This is a genomic window from Rahnella sp. NRRL B-41462 (assembly GCF_003263525.1).
GTDB classification, from domain to species: Bacteria; Pseudomonadota; Gammaproteobacteria; order Enterobacterales; family Enterobacteriaceae; genus Rahnella; species Rahnella aceris.
Genome location: NZ_JYDF01000027.1, coordinates 1 through 18,418, shown reverse-complemented (window position 1 = coordinate 18,418; position 18,418 = coordinate 1). Strand labels below are relative to the sequence as shown.

General features: G+C 54.8%; 13 protein-coding genes and 1 pseudogene. 7 read left to right on the top strand and 7 right to left on the bottom strand.

Features of this window, described 5'->3' with window-relative positions:
- Nucleotides 1–49: 49 nt before the first annotated feature.
- The gene (locus tag UC14_RS08000) at nucleotides 50–418 is read left to right on the top strand and encodes an endonuclease domain-containing protein (RefSeq protein ID WP_112197525.1); all 369 of its coding nucleotides are present in this window, start codon (nucleotides 50–52) and stop codon (nucleotides 416–418) included.
- A 352-nt stretch (nucleotides 419–770) separates the two neighbouring features.
- Nucleotides 771–1,025, top strand: a complete 255-nt coding sequence (locus UC14_RS07995) for a helix-turn-helix transcriptional regulator (RefSeq protein WP_037035188.1) — start codon at nucleotides 771–773, stop codon at nucleotides 1,023–1,025.
- A gap of 75 nt (nucleotides 1,026–1,100) precedes the next feature.
- On the opposite strand, the pseudogene UC14_RS07990 reads toward UC14_RS07995, so the two are convergent.
- From UC14_RS07990 to UC14_RS07980, 3 genes and pseudogenes are all read right to left on the bottom strand, one after another.
- Nucleotides 1,101–2,503: pseudogene (locus UC14_RS07990) on the bottom strand (efflux transporter outer membrane subunit).
- Nucleotides 2,496–5,645, bottom strand: a complete 3,150-nt coding sequence (locus UC14_RS07985; protein ID WP_013574138.1) for an efflux RND transporter permease subunit — start codon at nucleotides 5,643–5,645, stop codon at nucleotides 2,496–2,498. Before UC14_RS07985 ends, UC14_RS07990 begins: the two are co-directional and overlap by 8 nt.
- Before the next feature lie 9 nt (nucleotides 5,646–5,654).
- Nucleotides 5,655–6,788 (bottom strand): efflux RND transporter periplasmic adaptor subunit, encoded by a 1,134-nt coding sequence (locus UC14_RS07980; RefSeq protein WP_112197524.1) that lies wholly within the window; start codon nucleotides 6,786–6,788, stop codon nucleotides 5,655–5,657.
- A 618-nt stretch (nucleotides 6,789–7,406) separates the two neighbouring features.
- On the opposite strand from UC14_RS07980, the gene UC14_RS07975 reads away from it, so the two are divergent.
- A complete protein-coding gene (locus UC14_RS07975) occupies nucleotides 7,407–9,008 on the top strand; it encodes a PTS transporter subunit EIIC (RefSeq protein WP_013574140.1) in 1,602 nt (533 codons plus the stop codon).
- Nucleotides 9,009–9,014: 6 nt separating this feature from the next.
- On the opposite strand, the gene UC14_RS07970 is transcribed toward UC14_RS07975, so the two are convergent.
- Nucleotides 9,015–9,755: a GntR family transcriptional regulator gene (locus UC14_RS07970; protein WP_015689424.1), complete on the bottom strand. Its 741-nt coding sequence runs from the start codon at nucleotides 9,753–9,755 to the stop codon at nucleotides 9,015–9,017.
- Nucleotides 9,756–9,938: 183 nt separating this feature from the next.
- Nucleotides 9,939–11,693 carry an ABC transporter ATP-binding protein/permease gene (locus tag UC14_RS07965; RefSeq protein ID WP_112197523.1) on the bottom strand — a complete coding sequence of 585 codons (1,755 nt, stop codon included), beginning with the start codon at nucleotides 11,691–11,693 and terminating at the stop codon, nucleotides 9,939–9,941.
- 129 nt (nucleotides 11,694–11,822) lie between these two features.
- On the opposite strand from UC14_RS07965, the gene UC14_RS07960 reads away from it, so the two are divergent.
- Nucleotides 11,823–12,539: a tetratricopeptide repeat protein gene (locus UC14_RS07960; RefSeq protein ID WP_013574143.1), complete on the top strand. Its 717-nt coding sequence runs from the start codon at nucleotides 11,823–11,825 to the stop codon at nucleotides 12,537–12,539.
- Between the two features lie 161 nt (nucleotides 12,540–12,700).
- Here UC14_RS07960 and UC14_RS07955 read toward each other — a convergent pair whose 3' ends face one another.
- Nucleotides 12,701–13,570, bottom strand: coding sequence for an MBL fold metallo-hydrolase (locus tag UC14_RS07955; protein ID WP_013574144.1), 870 nt, complete (start codon nucleotides 13,568–13,570; stop codon nucleotides 12,701–12,703).
- A 115-nt stretch (nucleotides 13,571–13,685) separates the two neighbouring features.
- Between UC14_RS07955 and UC14_RS07950 the strand changes: the two genes are divergently transcribed.
- Nucleotides 13,686–14,603, top strand: coding sequence for a LysR family transcriptional regulator (locus tag UC14_RS07950; protein WP_013574145.1), 918 nt, complete (start codon nucleotides 13,686–13,688; stop codon nucleotides 14,601–14,603).
- Between the two features lie 220 nt (nucleotides 14,604–14,823).
- The gene (locus tag UC14_RS07945) at nucleotides 14,824–15,987 is read left to right on the top strand and encodes an MFS transporter (RefSeq protein WP_112197522.1); all 1,164 of its coding nucleotides are present in this window, start codon (nucleotides 14,824–14,826) and stop codon (nucleotides 15,985–15,987) included.
- Between the two features lie 64 nt (nucleotides 15,988–16,051).
- Here UC14_RS07945 and UC14_RS07940 read toward each other — a convergent pair whose 3' ends face one another.
- The gene (locus tag UC14_RS07940; protein ID WP_112197521.1) at nucleotides 16,052–16,975 is read right to left on the bottom strand and encodes a LysR family transcriptional regulator; all 924 of its coding nucleotides are present in this window, start codon (nucleotides 16,973–16,975) and stop codon (nucleotides 16,052–16,054) included.
- Between the two features lie 134 nt (nucleotides 16,976–17,109).
- On the opposite strand from UC14_RS07940, the gene lysA reads away from it, so the two are divergent.
- Entirely contained in the window at nucleotides 17,110–18,369 is a 1,260-nt protein-coding gene (lysA, locus tag UC14_RS07935) for a diaminopimelate decarboxylase (RefSeq protein ID WP_112197520.1), read from the top strand.
- The last annotated feature ends 49 nt before the right edge of the window (nucleotides 18,370–18,418 follow it).

Sequence of the window (18,418 nt, the reverse complement as noted above, 5' to 3'; positions counted from 1 at the left end):
TGCGAAGGGGGAGGTTGGGTGGGGGTATTAAAGACAACCCGGTGGTGGCATGTTCAACGATTCAAAACAGAAAGAATTACGCAAGGATCTGCGGGGAAATCTTACTTATCCAGAGTTTGTTTTATGGCAGGCGGTCCGGTGTAAAGCGCTGGGTGTTAAATTTCGCCGTCAGCATGGGATCGGGCGCTATATCGTCGATTTTTACGCCGGAGAGGTGAGGCTGGTGGTTGAGCTGGATGGTGAAAGTCATTTCAGTGAGGACGGAATGGCGGCGGATAAAATCAGAACTGACTTTCTGTGTGATTCAGGAATGAAAGTTATCCGGTTTACGAATCTTCAGGTTATGCAGGAATTACCTGAAGTTCTTGAGCATTTGCGATGCGAAATTGTACGACGGAAGACAATGTTAACCTTCTGATTTTATTTGTAATACCCCCTCCCAGCCTCCCCCTTCGCAGGGGGAGGAGTTAAAAGCTCGATCGGCTCCCTCCTTTGTTGCAGGGGTTGGAGTAGAAACTCGGTCGGCTCCCTCCTCTGCGAAGGGGAGGGATGGGGTGGGGTATTAATGGTTACTCGGTGAAAAAATTCCCACCAAAATAATTTTTATCAGTATTTAGCTCAGTTAACTCATCAATATTACATTTCATCTTATCTATCAATGACCTGATCACTATTCATCTGGTTTTATCCCGTTTTGGGATAATTTTTCTCCCGGTTTACTCTTCCTGTGTAGACGTTTTGTTTACTCATAACTCAGGAAAGGATCCTCCATGAACAAAGCACAGAATCATACCGACTGGCATCAGGCAGACATCATTGCGGCATTGCGTAAACGGGGTACGACATTGGCGGCGGTATCGCGCAGTGCCGGGTTGAGCTCATCCACCTTATCGAATGCGCTGTCACGATCATGGCCGAAAGGGGAGAAGGTGATTGCACAGGCGCTGGAGGTGCATCCGAGCGTGATCTGGCCGAGCCGTTATTTTGATGCGCGGGGTGAGTTAGTGAAGAAGATTCTGAGATGAATATGTGGCGGGATAAGGTCTCTCCGGCTCAAACAAAAACGCCGACTTCCGCCGGCGTTTCCATTCACTCAAAAATCACTCCTTCCAGCCGCCTCCTAACGCTTTATACAAACTGATGTCCTGATTCAGTTGGGCAAGTTGTGTGGTGATCAGCGTTTGCTGAGCAGAATACAGCGAGCGCTGGGCGACCAGTACGCTCAGGTAGTTATCGACACCGCCTTTGAAGCGCATCTGCGAGAGATCGTAGTTGCGCTGATTGGCGTCGGCGTCCTGCTGGCGGGCCAGCAGTTCATCTTTGTAGGTCGCCTGACCGGCTAAGCCGTCGGAGACTTCCTTGAACGCCGTCTGAATCGCTTTCTCATAGTTGGCGATATCAATTTTCTTGGTGTCCTTCGCGATGTCGAGATTGGCCTGATTCACGCCACCGTCGAAGATCGGGATATTAACCGATGGCATAAATGACCAGGCACCGGTGCGCCGTCGAACAGTTTACTCAGGCTGCCGCTTTCTGTGCCTGCCGTGCCGGTCAGCGTAATGCTTGGGAAGAACGCTGCACGCGCCGCGCCGATATTGGCATTAGCCGCTTTCAGCGTATGTTCAGCGGAAATAATATCCGGACGACGGGTCAGCAGATCAGAGGGCAAACCGGCCGGTGTCTGCGGGAATTTCCAGTCCTGTTGCAGGGTGGCGTTCGCCAGCAAACTCTGTGGAATGGTGGTGCCGACCAGCAGTGTCAGTGCATTGACGTCCTGACGTACCTGACGTGTGTACTGGGCGATGTCGGCCTGCGCCGCGCGCACCGTGGTTTCGGCCTGCACCAGATCCTGTGAAGTGTCGATGCCGGAATCGTAGCTGCGTTTGGTGAGTTCGTAAGATTTTTTCTGACTGTCGGCGGTACTGATCGCCAGTTTTAGCAGATCGTTATCCGCCGCCAGACTCAGATAGCCGGAAGCGACTTCAGCCACCAGCGAAATTTGCGTGGCGCGCTGTGTAGCTTCTGTCGCCAGATAAGTTTCCAGCCCCTGATCGCGCAGGCTGCGTAAGCGGCCAAACAGGTCAACCTCATAAGACGTTACGCCCAGATTCGCGCTGTATTGCTGATACGTCACCGGTCCGCTGGTTTGTGTTGAATACAATCCGCCCGGCAGATGCTGGTTGGTTTCACCGGCGCTGGCGTCGAGTGTCGGCAGCAGCGCGGCACGGTCAATCTGGAAGGTAGCGCGGGCGGTATCGACGTTTAATGCCGCGACCCGAAGGTCGCGGTTGTTAGCCAGGGACATGCCAATCAGCTGCTTCATCGCCGGTTGATTGAAGAAGGCTTTCCAGCCGATATCCTGCGCAGCACCGGTTTTGGCGCCGTCCCAGTTGCTGGCAACCGGCAGCGCAGGGCGCTGATAATCCGGCTCCATCGTACAGCCGGCCAGCAGGGTGAGTGAAAACGCGCCGATAAGCGACAGCGCGAAATGCGGTTTATTCATGGTGTGTTGCCTCTGGTGCAGGAAGCGCCTTATCGTGTTTTTTCGATTTGCGGGTGAACAGATTCACAACCGTGACGTAGAACATCGGCACGAAGAAGATCGCCAGGAAGGTGGCCGTGAGCATGCCGCCGACCACCGCCGTCCCGATGGAATGCTGGCTGCCCGCGCCCGCGCCGCTGGAAATGGTCAGCGGGAATACGCCGAGGACGAAGGCCATTGAGGTCATGATGATCGGCCGGATACGCAGCTTGGCCGCTTCGATGGCCGCTTGTGCCACCGACATCCCTTCGTTCTCATGCAGCTCCTTGGCGAACTCAACAATCAATATGGCGTTCTTCGCCGCCAGCCCGACGGTCGTCAGCAGGCCAACCTGGAAGAAGACATCATTCGACAACCCGCGCAGCAACACAGCACCGATGGTGCCTAAAATCCCCAGCGGTACCACCAGCATGACGGAGAACGGAATTGACCAGCTCTCGTACAGCGCCGCCAGACACAGGAACACCACGATCATCGACAGACTGTAAAGCGCCGGTGTTTGTGAGCCGGAAAGCTTCTCTTCGTAGCTCAGGCCGTGCCATGCCACTTTGTAACCCGGTGGCAGTTTGGCCGCGATTTCCATCACCGCCTCGTTGGCATCGCCCGAGCTGTAGCCCGGTGCCGGTGAACCCATCAGTTCGACGGAAGACACGCCGTTGAAACGTTCATAACGCGGTGAGCCGTACACCCATTTGCCGCTGCCGAAGGCGCTCCACGGCACCATATCGCCGCTGGAATTACGGAAATACCAGTTGTTCAGATCTTCAGGCGTGACGCGGGAAGCCGCCTTGCCCTGGATGTAAACACGCTTCACGCGGTCGTTGTACATGAACTGGTTCACATACGCTGAACCCCAGGCCGCTGACAAGGTGTTGTTGATGTCGTCGAGGCTCAGACCCAGCGCCTGCGCCCGTTCATCGTCAATTTCCAGCTGATATTGCGGTTCATCTTCCATCCCGTTCGGGCGCACAGCCATCAGGCGTTTGTCCTGTGACGCCATTTGCAGGAACTGGTTACGCGCGGCCATCAGGGCTTCATGCCCCTTGCCGTTGGTGTCTTGCAGGAAGAAGTCGAAGCCGGTGGCATTACCCAGTTCCATAACGGCTGGCGGAACGAAAGCAAATACGCGGGCATCTTTGATGGTGGCGAAATGCGCCATCGCACGACCGGCCAGCGCCTGAACTTTTTGCGCGGCGGCCGGGCGGTCGGCCCAGGTTTTCAACTGCACGAAGGCAATCCCGACGTTCTGGCCTCGTCCGGCGAAGCTGAAGCCATTGGCGGTAAACACCGAGGAAACGATGCCGCTTTCCTGCGTCATCAGATATTCCCGGACGTTATCCAGCACCTGCTGGGTTCGTTCTGCCGAGGCGTTGGCGGGCAACGTCGCCTGAACAAACATCACGGCCTGATCTTCATCCGGCAGGAAGGTGGTCGGCACGCGGGTGAACATAAAGCCGGTGGCGATCACGATCAGCAGGTAGATGCCCATAAACAGACGGCGGCGTGAGATGACCGTGCCGACGGCGCGGGTGTAGCGCATCGCGCCTTTGTCGAAGTTACGGTTAAACCAGCCCGCGAAGCCTTTCTGCGATTTTTCCTCGTCGTTGTGTTTGATGATGGTGGCGCACAGCGCCGGGGTGAAAATCAGCGCCATCAGCACCGAAAGCGCCATCGCGGATACGATGGTGATCGAGAACTGACGGTAGATGATCCCGGTTGAGCCACCGAAGAACGCCATCGGCACCAGTACGGCAGACAGCACCAGCGCGATACCAAACAGCGCGCCCTGGATCTGTTTCATCGATTTGATGGTGGCGTCTTTCGGCGAGAGCTTTTCTTCCGTCATCACACGTTCGACGTTTTCCACCACCACGATGGCATCATCCACCAGCAGGCCTATCGCCAGCACCATCCCGAACATGGTCAGGGTGTTAATGGAATACCCCGCTGCCGCCAGAATACCGAAGGTACCGAGCAGAACCACCGGCACCACCAGCGTGGTGACCAGTGTTGCGCGCAGGTTTTGCAGGAACAGTAACATCACGCAGAACACCAGCACGATGGCTTCGATCAGCGTTTTTACCACTTCCTCAATCGATGCGCTGACCACCGGCGCGGTCTGGTACGGGAACTCGACTTTCACGCCAGCCGGCAGAGAATCTTCCAGCCCGGCGATGGTTTCTCTTACTGCTCTGTCGGTGTCCAGTACGTTCGCGCCGCTTGCCAGACGCAGGGCGATAGCGGTAGAGGGCCTGCCGTTAAACGTGGAGGAGATGGAATAACTTTCCGGCCCCAGATCCACGTTGCCGACATCACTGAGACGCACCTGAGAACCGTCGGCGTTCACTTTCAGCAGCACGTTTTTGAACTGATGAATACTGTCGAAACGGGTTTTACCAATGATCGTGGCGCTGAGTTTGCTGTCTTTGACCGTCGGCAGGCCGCCGAGGGAACCGGACGACACCTGTACGTTTTGCGCTTCAATCGCCGCGCTGACATCACTTGGGACCAGCTGATATTTATACAGTTTTGCCGGGTCGAGCCAGATACGCATCGCGTATTCTGAACCGAGCAGCAGGAAGTCGCCGACGCCTTTGGTACGCACGATCGGGTCTTCCAGTTTGGTCACCAGCAGGTTACTCAGATCCGAGTTACTCATTTTACCGTCGGTCGAAATCAGGCTGACCAGCAGCATGAAGTTGGCCTGATATTTGGCAATACGGATCCCCTGATTGACCACTTCGGTCGGCAGTTGCGATTCGGCCAGCGACACTTTGTTCTGTACCTGAACCTGCGCGATATCCGGGTTAGTACCCTGATCAAAGGTGGCAATGATTGTGGCACTGCCGTCGCTGTTACTTTGCGATTCGATATAGCGCAGGTTATCCAGCCCGTTCAGTTGCTGTTCAATGACCTGAACTACGGTGTTCTGGGCGGTTTCCGCTGACGCACCCGGATAGGTGACGCTGACGGAAATCGCCGGAGGCGCGATATTCGGGTACTGGCTGATCGGCAGTTTCATGATCGACAGCGCACCGGCGAGCATGATGACGATGGCGACAACCCAGGCGAATATGGGGCGGTTAATAAAGAAAGTAGACATTCAGCTCACCTATTGCGCGGAAGGATCGGTCATCGCGAGATTAGCCTGTTCGGCAGGGGCACTGGCTTTACGCTCGGTGGCGTTGACTTTGGCACCCGGCCTGACGTTCTGTAATCCGTCGGTGATCACTTTGTCGCCGTCATTCAGACCCTGACTGACTAACCAGTTACCGTTCATCATCTGACCGGTGGTGATGGAACGCTGCTCAACGGTGCTGTCGGCTTTCACCACATACACATAAGGCGCACCTTTGACGTCATGCATGATGGCTTCCTGCGGTACCAGAATACCTTTGTCATCAATGCCTTGTTGTAACTGGGCGTGAACAAACATACCCGGCAGCAGTTCGTCGTGCGGGTTCGGGAAAGAGGCCCGCAGGGTAACGGAACCGGTACTTTGCGACACGGTGACTTCGGAGAATTCCAGCTTGCCCGGCAGGGCGTATTTGCTGCCATCTTCCAGCGTCAGGGTGGCCTGCGCGGCGTTGTCACCGGCGGATTGCAACTTACCGGAAGCCAGCGCGCGACGCAGTTTCAGCAAATCTTGTGAGGATTCATTGACGTCAACATAGATAGGATTGAGCTGATCGATAGTGGTCAGATATGCCGTCTGGCCGCTGGTCACCAGCGCACCTTCGGTATACAGCGAGCGGCCAATATGGCCGGAAATCGGCGCGTACACTTTGGTGTATTGCAGATTGACACGGGCGGTCTCGACATCTGCTGCGGCTTCGCGCTCGGCGGCCACGGCATCATCATATTGCTGACGGCTGACCGCCTGCGCTTCAACCAGCGGTTTATAGCGGCGGGCGGTGGCGTCGGCGCTTTTCCAGGTCGCCATCGCGCGATCGAAAGAGGCCTGATAGGTTGACGGATCAATCTGATAAAGCTGCTGACCGGCTTTGACTTCGCTGCCTTCCACGAACAGACGTTTTTGGATCACGCCGTTCACCTGCGGACGGACTTCCGCGCTGCGAACCGCGGTGGTGCGGCCGGGCAGACTGGTGGTGAGGGCGACGGGCTGGCTGTGCAAAGTAACGACATTCACCGCAGGAGCCTGTGCTGCCGGGGAAGCAGAACTGGCAGAACCATCACATGCGGAAAGCAGTACCACTGTACTGACAGAAAGTAACTTCAGGCGCATAGAATTCACTCTTTTGGGGGAATTGAGAATAACCATTCTCAACAAGTCCTTCACTATACGAGAGCGCCTGATTTCCCGGTGTAAGGATATTGTCATCACCCATGTTTCTATATTTCAAAATATGAGGATAATGTTGCTACATAATCCCTTGTTATTGTAAGGTTTTAATCTTTTCGTGCAGTGGAAAATGGCAGGAAAGTCATTACTTAGTAAACTAATTAATAGGCCATAAGAATAATTATCAGAGGGATGTTCTAAAAGTGAATGAATTGTTAGGTGTTAAAAAAGTGTGATGCATATCAAACAAATTTATACATTTTAACCTGCTCCTTACCTGAAAAGACTAAGGGATTAAGCCCGCAGCCGTTACCTTAAGGGCCGAGAACGAGCAGTTCTCACATTTGCTTGTTGCCAGCCGTTTTGAACAGCGGCCAGTTGCAACCCCCATGCCCACAGTCCGATGTGGGCTTTTTTTTGCCTTTGCACCGCCAGCCAGCTTTCCTCTCGCAAAACTGTGATCCCTTTCATACTCCTGACTGCTATGTCTATACAACTATACATTCTGTGACTTAACTCAATTAACGGTTTATTTTTAGCCAGCGAATTGAGGGAAGACAGATGATAAAACTTGGCAGCAAGGTTCACGATCTGGGGAAAGCCCTGATGACGCCTATCTCGGTGATTGCCGCCGCCGGGATTTTCTTAGGTCTGGCCGCCGCATTGCAGAATCCGGCGGTCACCGGTGAAACCTTTACCCAGATGAAAACATTGCAACTGGTCATCGGCTTTATCCGTCAGGTCTCCGGTGCGCTGTTCGCTAATTTGCCGTTGTTTTTTGCGGTCGCCACGGCAATGGGGCTGGCTAATGCAGAGAAGGCCACGGCGGCGTTTTCCGCCGTGATCGGTTTTGTCGGGCTGCACGTCGGGGTTAATTACAGCCTGCTGGCGCAGGGGATTACGCCGGAAACCATTACGGTCGCCAAACTCACGGCAAAAGGCATGACCGAAAGTGACGCGATGATTTACGCCGCCGAGTTCACCAACACGCTGGGGATTTTCACCTACAACATGAGCGTGCTGGGCGGGGTGCTGGTCGGCCTGATCACCATGTGGCTGCACAACCGTTTCTATACCATCGTGCTGCCGACGGCGATCGCGTTTTTTGGCGGGCGGCGTTTTGTACCAATTGTCACCGTGCTGGTGCTGCCGATCGTCGGTGTGCTGATGTCGCTGATCTGGCCGACGATCGCCCAGGGGATCCAGTGGATCGGCGAGCTTATCGGGCGCACGGGCGAGATCGGCACCTTTATTTATGCCACCTCAGAACGTTTGCTGATCCCGACCGGTTTGCATCACATCATTAATGAAACCGTGCGCTTTACCCCCATCGGCGGTGTCACCACGGTGGATAACCAGAGTATTGTCGGCGCGCTGAATATCTTTAATGCCGCGCTGGCCAATCCGGGCACGATCTCCGATGCGGTCACGCAGCAGGCGACGCGCTTCCTGGCGCAGGGGAAAATCCCGGTGATGATGTTCGGGTTACCGGCGGCGGCGCTGGCGATGTATCACTGCGCGCGGCCGGAACATAAAGGCCGTGTGAAAGCGCTGATGCTGGCGGGCGCACTGGCGTCATTTACCACCGGGATCACTGAACCGCTGGAGTTCTGCTTTATTTTCGTTTCGCCGGTGCTGTATTTCCTGCATGCGGTGCTGACGGGGTTGTCGTTCGTGCTGATGCAAATGCTGCATGTGATGATCGGTAACGTGCAGGGCGGGGCGATCGACTTCCTGATCTTCGGCGTGCTCGGCGGCAGCCGCACGCACTGGTGGTATCCGCTGATCCTCGGCATCATCTACGCGCCACTGTATTACTTCACGTTCCGCTGGGTCATTCTGCGGATGCAGGTAAAAACGCCAGGGCGTGAGGATGAAAATGATGCCGAAGAACGCGCAAAACCGGCGCAGGGCACGGGCGAAAAAACCAAAAATATCATCATCGGACTGGGCGGCGAGGGGAATATTACGGCGGTCGATTGCTGTTTCACCCGCCTGCGCGTGAAGGTCAAAGATATGACTCAGATACAGGATGGCACATTAATGAAAACCGGCGCGATGGGGGTGAAACGCATCACCGAAACGGATGTGCATGTGATCTATGGCCCGCAGGTTGAGCAGGTGGCGAATCTGGTGAAGGCGGAGTTGTCGGGCATTGCCTGACGGCGCTTAAGCTTTCACTTTGGCATGGACGCTGAAGCCATAGTTTTTCTGGTTGTAGTAGACATCAGACACTTCAAACAGCGTGCCGTCAGTGAACGACACAATCGCGTGGGAATGCAGCACCGGCTGGTCGCGTGACAGGTTGAGCGCGACGCGTATCTCGTTGGACGGCAGTTCTGCCGAAATCAGTTTGGTGCTGCCCGCAGGCTGGAAACCTTTCGAGCGAATATAAGCATATTTTGACGATGTCATGGCGGCGCGCGTGATATCCGGGAACCGGTCGCACAGCATCCAGCATTGTTCATACACAAACGGCTCATCACCGAGCAGACGCAGGCGGATCATAAAATAAACTTCAGTACCGGCGGGAATATTCAGTTCGCGGGCAATGTCTTCACTGGCAGGCATACGGCGAAATTCCAGCACCTGATTTTCAATGCGCTGATTATTTTCCTGGGCGACTTCGCTGGCGGTGAGATGCCGGTCGAGCGGCAGAATGATTTTCTGCTGCTTTGGCGGCTCAACGACAAAGGTGCCGCGACCGCGAAAACGGGCCACGCGCCCCTGACGCACCAGATAATCCACGGCTTTTCGCGCGGTCATGCGCGAGACGCCATAGATTTCGCACATGGCGGCTTCGGTCGGGATCGGATCTCCGGGGCGGATTTCGCCGGTGCTGATTTTTTCGGTAAGTTGCTGCTCAATTTGCAGATAAAGCGGCGTGAACGAATTTTTATCTATCTTCATTAACCCTTACCTCCGACCCTTTTAAATTTCACTTAAGAATAATTGTATAGTCAGCTATACAAAGCAGCCAGCCACCCTGTTGGTTTTCTGCTCAAAATGGGTTTCAGCACACACAAAAAATAAAGGTTGCTGACATCAGCAACCTTTCTGCATTTTGAAACCACTTTCCGGTGGCGTCAGGCGTTATTCAGGCAACAGCGCCGTGGAGGTGAATCCGCACGGGCCATTTTCCTGATTTTTGAACCGCCAGCAGTGCTGATGGTATTTCGCGACCGAATTACGGTGTGCCACACTGATAACTGACGTTTCCGGCAATTCGCTCAGCAGCAGAGCGTATACCTGTTGTTCGGTTTCGTCATCCAGTGCGCTGGTGGCTTCGTCGAGGAACAGCGTATCGGGTTTGATCAACAGCGCACGGGCAAAGGAGAGCCGCTGCTGTTCACCCGGCGAGAGGCGCTGGCTCCAGTTGGCGTAATCATCCAGAATTTCTACCGCCGCCAGATGTGACAGACGACATTGCGTCAGCACCTGTTGCAGTTGTTCATCCGTATATTCACGGCTGGCGTCAGGATAACTGAGCGCATCGCGCAATGTGCCAATCGGAATGTAACTGCGCTGTGGCAGGAACAGATAACGCTTACCTTCTGCCAGCGCAATATTGCCTGAGCCGTAAGGCCAGATACCGGCAATCGCACGCAGCAACGTTGATTTACCACAACCGGAAGGCCCGGCAATCAGCACGCGTTCGCCCGGTTGCATGGCAGCAGAAATATTGCAAAACAGCGGATTCCCGTTCGGCAGGTTCAGCGTCAGTTTATCAAGCTGTAAGGCGTGTTCGGTGCTTTTGCCTACGCTGATGCCGCGCGGCTGAGCGTTAACCTGATCGATTGCCGCATTGAAACCGGCAAGACGGTTAACCGTGGCTTTCCAGTTTGCCAGATCGGTAAAGGCATCGATGAACCAGGACAACGCGCCCTGCACCTGACCGAACGCGGAAGCAATCTGCATCAGCGCACCCATCTGGATCGCGCCGGAGAAATAGCGCGGTGACGCCACCAGGATCGGGAAAATATTGGCAAACTGCGCGTAAAAGTTGGATGCCACGTTCAGGCGACGGGTGACGCGCATGATAGACCACCAGTTGGTTTTGATGGATTCAAACTTGCCGGTCAGCTGATCGTGCTCGTTTTTTTCACCGTGATACAGCGCGATCGCGTCGCTGTTTTCACGAATACGGATCAGGCCAAAACGGAAGTTCGCCTCGAACCATTCCTGATTAAACCCGAGTCTTACCAGGGGTTTACCGATATACCAGATAATGAAGGAACCAATGGCGGCATAGAGCAGCGCGAACCACAGCATGTAGCCGGGGATTTCAACGTGATGGCCCGCGAGCATAAAGTTCAGCGGCCCGCTGATCGACCACAAAATAAATACGAAGGAGAACAGCGTCACCACGCTCGACAGCAGACCGAGCACCAGAGAAAGTGTCCCGCTGGTCAGGGCATTCAGGTCATCGGAAATACGCTGATCGGGGTTATCCACCTGATGCTGATACTCCGTGTAATAATAGGCGTGATTGGTCAGCCACTTCTCCATATACTCTTCAGTCATCCAGCGCCGCCAGCTCATTTGCAGACCCTGCGTCAGATACACTCTGTAGATGGCGATAACGATGAACAACAGCGCCAGCCAGGTAAATTTAAATAGCTGGGCTTTGAAAACCGGATAGTTTCTGTTTTGCAGCGCGTCATAAAAGACACGGTTCCATTCGTTAAACTGTACGCTGAGGTACACACCGGCCAGCGAAAGGATGATGATTGTGGTCAACATGCTCCAGGCACGCCACTTTTCTTCTGAGCGCCAGTAAGGCTTAATTAACTGCCAGACGGCGCCCCATTGCGCCGATTTCCCAGGTTTTTTAGTCATAATAGCCATGTGTAATCGATATGTTGTAAAGCCAATCATCCCAGAATGAGTGGCTCAGTGCGATAGGGCAATGAGCCACTTGTAAGGATGTTTTTCCAGCACGAAGCTCTGTAGACCACAAAAGTAGAAGGATGTTTGATGAAAGTCGCAGTGAATTTACTGCTGGTGGCAGGATGTTTTGCCAGTGTTCAGGCGTTTGCCCAGATTGATGAACCGGATATCGACGCCGATTGTGTTAAAGCCGGGATTTATGCCGCTGCCGGAAAAGTGGCTTATCAGCAGGGTGATATGGGCAAAGCCCGGGAAATTTTTCGTAATCAGGTCGCCTGGAGCGAGTTTTGCCATAAGCCGCAGGACCAGATTGCCACGGCCTACAACAACATTGCGTTGACCTACATAAAGCAGGGCGATTATCTGAAAGCCAAGGCCTGGCTGATGCTGGCACCTGCTGACAAAAAATCACAATACAACCTGAGTCAGATGCAGCCAAAACTGGATGCCTTGCCGCCAGCCGAAAGTCCGGCAGGGATTTACTGGCAATATGCCGGGTTTGGTAGCTGGAATATCGTCGAAGTGAAAGCCGAAGAAGCGCAGTTTAAAATCGATTTCAGCGGTTTATACATGGGGCAGATGTCACTGTATTACGGCCCGAATACCGGCGATTTTTCGGTGGTGACGGCAATCAAGGATAATCACGCGGTTTACCACGAAGCCGATGATGCCTCCGCCGGTGGCGGCGAGTGTAGCGTGGACATGAATTTCGCACCCCGTAGCGTTAAACTTCACACCACCAATGACTGCGGTTTCGGTCACAACGTGCAGGCCGAAGGCGAATTTGTACGGGTGACGCCGTAAGTTTAAAACCCGCCTCAGGCGGTTTTAAGGGCTAATACCTCGTCAATGCACATTTCAACTTTTTGATTTTGCTGCAATACACCAGCCCAACCTCCTCTCGCAGGGGAGGGAGCCGATCGACGTATGCCTTTAGCCGAAGAGGGCGCCGAGTCAGGTTATATTCACTGCGGCCACTTCATTTCGCCCTTCAATACTTTCGCACTCAGTTGTAATGAAGAATCGTCTTTCAGTTGCGGATAATGTTTTTTCATCGCGGCGATAAGCGCGGCAGAATCTTTCGCTTTCGGTAATTCTTTTTCCAGCGTCAGCAGATACTGGCGGGTGAATTCCACCGATTCCAGCGTTTTTGGCGCGCCCGGCAGGAAATGTCCCGGTACAACGACTTGCGGATTAAGACCGGTAATTTCATTGAGCGCTTCTACCCACTGTTTACGGGATTTCGGCGTCTGCGTATCTGCTGTCCAGACATGCATGTTATTGCCATTCACCAGCACGCCGCCCACTACCGCTTTCAGCGACGGGATCCAGACAAACGTCCGTTCTTTATCTACGCCCTGAACCTCAAACTTATGGCCTTCGAGTTCAAAGGTCGTACCTTTCAGCGGTTCAGGAACCACAACAGATTTTGGCGCATTGTCTTTCAACTGCGGTCCCCAGAAAGCGACTTTACCGTCTTTGCTGGCGTTGATCTGATCGATGGTGGCCTGCGTTGCCACGATTTTGGCGTCCGGGAACGCGGCATGGATGACATCCAGCCCGAAGTAGTAATCCGGGTCGGACTGGCTGATGTACACCGTCGTCAGTTTCTTGCCGGTTGCCTTGATCATTTCCACCAGTTTTTCTGCGTCATTGCGCTGGAACTGCGCGTCGATCAGAACCGCTTCTTTATCGCCGGTAATGATTTCAGAAGAAACCGGGAAAACGCTTTTTTCACCGGGGTTATACACGTCCATTTTCAGTGCACTGGCGGCGTGAGCGGACAGGCTGCTGCCCAGCAGGGCGGCGATCAGAGTCAGATGTTTCAGTTGCATGGGTTTTCCTCAGAGACGTAAATAATCACATTCAGTAAGACTCTACTGTACGTTGCATAATCCGCGGGAAAAACCGGATAATGCGCAACTGTTTGTTGCATAAACCGGACGAATCATGGACAGAATTACCGCTGCACAAGTGTTTGTTGCCATTGTTGAACGGGGAAGCATGGTCAGTGCTGCCGAATCGCTGAATATGTCGCGGGCGATGGTGACACGTTATCTGTCGGAGATGGAAAAGTGGTCGGGCGCGCGCCTGCTGCACCGCTCCACCCGCAAACTCAGCCTGACGGATGCGGGCGAAAACACGCTGGCGCGTTGCCGGAAAATGCTGTCGGTGGCGGCTGAAATGAGCAGCGTGGCGGATACGGGCGATGAAGCGTTGCGCGGTTTGCTGCGTCTGAGTTGCTCACAATCTTTCGGGCAGGGTGCGGTGGTGATTGCGGTCAGTGAATTTTTGCGCCGACATCCGCAGGTCAGTATCGATCTTCAGCTGGAAAGCCGGGCGATCAATCTGGTGGAAGACCGGATCGATCTGGCGCTGCGCATCACTAACGATCTGGATCCGAACCTGATCGCCCGGCCGCTGGCGCTGTGTCCGTCGGTCGTCTGCGCGTCTCCGGCTTATCTGGCCGCGCAGGGTACGCCGCAGCATCCGCAGGATCTGGCAGTCCACAACTGCCTGACGTACACCTGGTTCGGCAAAAGCCTGTGGCAGTTTGCACGGCAGGGTGAACAGGTCGCGATTCCGGTGAGCGGAAATCTGAGCGCCAATGAATCGCTGGTGCTGCTGACCGGGGCAGTGGAAGGCGCGGGAATCGTCATGCAGCCTTATTATTCGGCGGCACCGCTGATTGCCAGCGGCCAGCTCGTCGCCTTACTCAGCGGGTGGCAGCCACAGGAAATGGGGATTTATGCGATTTACATGTCCCGGCGGCAAATGCCGGCGGCGTTGCGAGCGCTGCTCGATTTTCTGGTGGAATGGTTCAAAGGCCATCCGCGCTGGCTGTCGCTGACAGAAGAAAAACGCTGAGTCACCGGCAGGGAATAAGCCAGTGGAATCGGTCCCTTTTTCGTCTTCCGCGCATTCCCTGCAATGTATTGTTATGTAAAGATTAATCCTGATATCGGGTGTTTTTCAGGCAGCAAGGGCACAGACTGCGTCTGGTCAAAAGTGTGATCAACGTGGTATTTAAACCCATCCGGCGCAATGCCGGTGCCTTTACTCATCACTAAAAATATCCGGAGTTTTTATGCCTGTCGCACTCCTGGCACTGGCGCTCAGCGCGTTTGCCATCGGTACCACTGAATTCGTCATCATGGGGCTGCTCCCCAACGTGGCGGGGGATCTGAATGTCAGTATTCCTTCTGCAGGCTGGTTAATCAGCGGATACGCGCTGGGTGTGGCAATCGGGGCACCGATCATGGCCGTGCTGACGGCAAAACTGCCGCGCAAGAACACCCTGCTGCTGCTGATGGGCATCTTTATTATTGGCAACGTGATGTGCGCGCTGTCGTACAGCTACGATTTCCTGATGCTGGCGCGCGTGATCACCGCGCTGTGTCATGGTGCCTTCTTCGGGATTGGCGCGGTGGTAGCGGCAAGTCTGGTGGCGCCTAACCGTCGTGCTTCAGCGGTTGCGCTGATGTTCACCGGCCTGACACTGGCTAACGTGCTGGGCGTTCCGCTCGGTACTGCGCTCGGACAGGCTTTCGGCTGGCGTTCAACCTTCTGGGTGGTGGCGGTGATTGGCGTGGCCTCACTGTTCGCACTCTATAAAAAGCTGCCGGATAAGAAAGAAGAAGAGCCGACTGATCTGCGTAAGGAAATCCGTGCGCTGGGTAGCCTGGGATTATGGCTGTCGCTGTCGATCACTATTTTCTTTGCTGCCGCGATGTTCGCGCTGTTCACGTATATCGCGCCTATCCTGACGCAAATTACCGGCGTGTCTGAGCACGGTGTCAGCTGGACGCTGCTGCTGATCGGCCTCGGTCTGACCATCGGTAACGTGCTGGGCGGGCGTCTGGCGGACTGGCGTCTGGGTATCTCGCTGACCCTGACTTTCCTGATGATCGCCATATTCTCCGTGCTGTTCAGCTACACCAGCGTTCATCTGGTGGCGGCGGAAATCACGCTGTTTATCTGGGCGATGGTGAACTTTGCCGCGGTGCCTGCCTTGCAGGTTAACGTGGTGACCTACGGCAAAAATGCGCCAAACCTGGTGTCGACCCTGAACATTGCGGCGTTTAACGTGGGCAATGCGCTGGGTGCCTGGGTGGGCGGCGCGGTGATTGAACGCGGAATGGGACTGAGCACTGTGCCGCTGGCGGCGGGCGCACTCGGCGCTATCGGCTTCGTACTGTGTGTGATCACTTTCCGCCGTGCGGCGAAGAAAGCGGAAAAAGCGGCCGCGTAATTCAGCCGCTAAAAAAATTAAAGGCCATGCAGGATTTCTCCGGCGTGGCCTTATTTTTTTCTGTTCAGCGCATCAGCGCGGCCTCGAGATGCCCGGCAAAGCGTTGCGCCTGCTGATGGCAGTGTTCGATAAATGTGGTGACCAGCGCCGAAGCGGGGCGGTGCAACGGCCGGATCAGGCTGACGGTAAAGGGTACGGCGACGCTGAATTCCCGCAGGACGAGTCCGTTGTCACAATAATCCAATGCGGTCAGCGGGTTGACGATCGACACGCCCGCGCCTTCGCGCACCATACTGCACACTGACGCGGCGCTGTGGGTTTCCATCACCAGCCGCCGCGTAACCTGTTGTTCCATAAATAACGTATCCAGCAGTTGCCGGTAACTGTCGGTCGCCGACAGGCTGATATAATTCAGTCCGCTGAAATCTTGTGGTGTGAGTCGCGATTTCTCAGCCAAAGGATGTCCGGCAGGCAGCACGCACACTTCGTTCAGTGTCAGCAGCGTCTGTCGCTCGGTTCCGGCTGGCGTCTGGGTATTTTCCGTCAGCCCTAAATCATGGCGCTGCGCAGAAAGCCATTCTTCCAGCAGCGGCGATTCCTGCGGCACAATATTGAAACTGACATCGGGGTAGCGGTCGAGAAACGGTTTACACACCGCAGGCAGCAGCGACTGACTGAACACCGGCAGGCAGGCGATCGACAGTTGCGCCTGCTCGAACTGGCGGATGCCTTCCGCTGCGCTGATAATTCTGTCCAGCCCGTAATACGAGCGCTGCACTTCCTCAAACAGCCGCAGACCCTGAACGGTAGGATATAAACGCCCGCGCAGGCGTTCGAATAACTGCAGATTCAGCAACTTTTCGCAGCGCGCCAGTTCACGGCTGACTGTCGGCTGCGAGGTATTGAGCAACGCAGCGGCTTCCGTCAGATTGCCGGTGGTCATGACCGCATGAAAAATTTCGATATGGCGCAGGGAAATAGCTGGCATGGTTTCATCCGCTAAGCGATGTCAATAGCCCATATCATAAATGAATAGACTTGCCTGAAATAGATATTTTATCGCCGGTCTGCCACGCGGCATACTGAGGGAAATATGACGGACTTCAACTGACGGAAAATCTTATGCCACGCGCTCTGAACGATATGTCTACCGCGCTTAATGCCGCGAATTTACTGGCTCTGCCGCAACAATTTGGCTGCCCTGTGTGGGCGTATGACGCTGAGATTATCAAACAGCGCATCGCGCAGTTGCGCCAGTTTGACGTGATCCGTTTTGCGCAGAAAGCCTGTTCTAATATTCATATCCTGCGTCTGATGCGCGAGCAGGGCGTGAAGGTCGATTCCGTTTCTCTGGGTGAAATTGAGCGTGCGCTGGTGGCCGGTTTTATTCCGGGCGGCACAGACAGTGAGATTGTGTTTACTGCTGACGTACTGGATCAACCGACGCTGGAGCGCGTGACAGCGCTGGATATTCCGGTGAACGCCGGTTCTATCGACATGCTCAGTCAGATTGGTCAGCATAAAGCCGGGCATCCGGTGTGGCTGCGCGTGAACCCGGGTTTTGGCCACGGTCACAGTCAGAAAACCAACACTGGCGGGGAAAACAGCAAACACGGGATCTGGTATGCCGATTTACCGCAGGCGCTGACAGAGATTGCCCATTACGGCCTGAAACTGGTGGGCATTCATATGCATATCGGTTCCGGCGTGGATTATGGTCACCTTGAGCAGGTTTGCGATGCGATGGTGCGTCAGGTGATTGAAACCGGACACGATATTGAAGCGATCTCCGCCGGTGGCGGCCTGTCGATCCCCTATCATTTTGAAGAAGAATCCATTGATACCGGCCACTATTTTGGTCTGTGGAATCGTGCGCGCGAGCAGATTGCCGCGCATCTCGGGCATGAGATTAAACTGGAGATCGAACCGGGGCGTTTCCTGGTGGCGGAATCCGGCGTGCTGGTGGCGCAAATCCGTGCGGTGAAAAACATGGGCAGCCGTCATTTCGTGCTGTGCGACGCAGGCTTTAATGACCTGATGCGCCCGGCGATGTACGGCAGCTATCATCATATTTCACTGTTACCGGCCGATGGCCGCGATGTGAGCGGACAACCGCTGACGGATTCCGTGATCGCCGGTCCGCTGTGTGAATCCGGCGACGTGTTTACCCAGCAGGCAGGCGGCGGAGTGGAAACCTTCCCGCTGCCGCCGGTACACATCGGCGATTATCTGGTGTTCCACGATACAGGTGCCTATGGCGCATCGATGTCATCAAACTACAACACCCGACCTCTGCTGCCGGAAGTATTGTTTGAGAATGGCGTGCCAAGACTGATTCGTCGCAGGCAGACGGTGGAAGAGTTAATTGCTCTGGAGCTCTAGTCTCTGCGTCTGAGCCGGTGAGGTGGCTTGCTTTGCTCCTCCCCCTGCG